This window comes from Terrisporobacter mayombei (assembly GCF_020748465.1).
Taxonomy (GTDB): Bacteria; Bacillota; Clostridia; order Peptostreptococcales; family Peptostreptococcaceae; genus Terrisporobacter; species Terrisporobacter mayombei.
In genome coordinates, this window is sequence record NZ_JAHZMP010000040.1 from 1 (window position 1) to 669 (window position 669).

General features: G+C 34.7%; 2 protein-coding genes. One reads left to right on the forward strand and one right to left on the reverse strand.

The features are described 5' to 3' along the window. Window positions 1-65: 65 nt before the first annotated feature. Window positions 66-197, reverse strand: coding sequence for a colicin release lysis protein (locus K0039_RS22365; protein ID WP_071699850.1), 132 nt, complete (start codon window positions 195-197; stop codon window positions 66-68). A gap of 24 nt (window positions 198-221) precedes the next feature. On the opposite strand from K0039_RS22365, the gene K0039_RS24030 reads away from it, so the two are divergent. Beyond that, on the forward strand, window positions 222-512 hold the full coding sequence (locus K0039_RS24030) for a Cki family colicin immunity protein (RefSeq protein WP_228106766.1): 291 nt from the start codon (window positions 222-224) through the stop codon (window positions 510-512). The last annotated feature ends 157 nt before the right edge of the window (window positions 513-669 follow it).

The following is a 669-nucleotide window of genomic DNA, read 5'->3' on the forward strand; positions in this document are numbered from 1 at the left end:
TTTTCGTTTACAGGCAGCAGATTACGCGCAGAAAAAAAGGATCTCAAGAGATCCTTTGATCTTTTCTACTGAACCGCGATCCCCGTCAGTTCAGAAGACGAAGATGGCGCAACGGTTCCTCCTTGTACATCACGAATATAGTTTGCTTGACATCCTGACAAGGATAATATTGTAATTAGAAAAAGCACTATTTTCATACACCTCCAACAAAAGAAAAAATTATGTATCTAAAATACTACCTACATAATTTACCTGAATCACTTCTGCCATGGTTATTATATTTAACACTTAACTATAACAATGATATATCTCTAGCTTTTATATTTTTTGCATCAATACATGTATTACTATACCCATATTCAAAACTAACGATATTTTCTTTTATACAAAAGACGACAAACATAAAAAAAGAGCCTTGGTACTCATACAACCTTTTTTATTTACTTTACCTGGAAATGGCAATCCCAGTAGGATTGCCAAGTTTCATATATTACACTCTAAAGAGATATTAAATCCCTAACAACTCATTAAGTTTGTTCAGCTCATCATCCCCTATGTAAGAAGAAACAATACCAGTGATAATAGCAATCCCCCAGAAACCAAGAGGAGCACCAGCAATAAAACTGAACATTAATGCCACAATTTTTGCCACTCCGAAATCTACCGCAC

Coding starts and splice junctions, on each gene's coding strand:
- K0039_RS22365 (WP_071699850.1), bottom strand. CDS start 197: ATGAAAATAGTGCTTTTTCTAATTACAATATTATCCTTGTCAGGATGT.
- K0039_RS24030 (WP_228106766.1), top strand. CDS start 222: ATGTATCTAAAATACTACCTACATAATTTACCTGAATCACTTCTGCCA.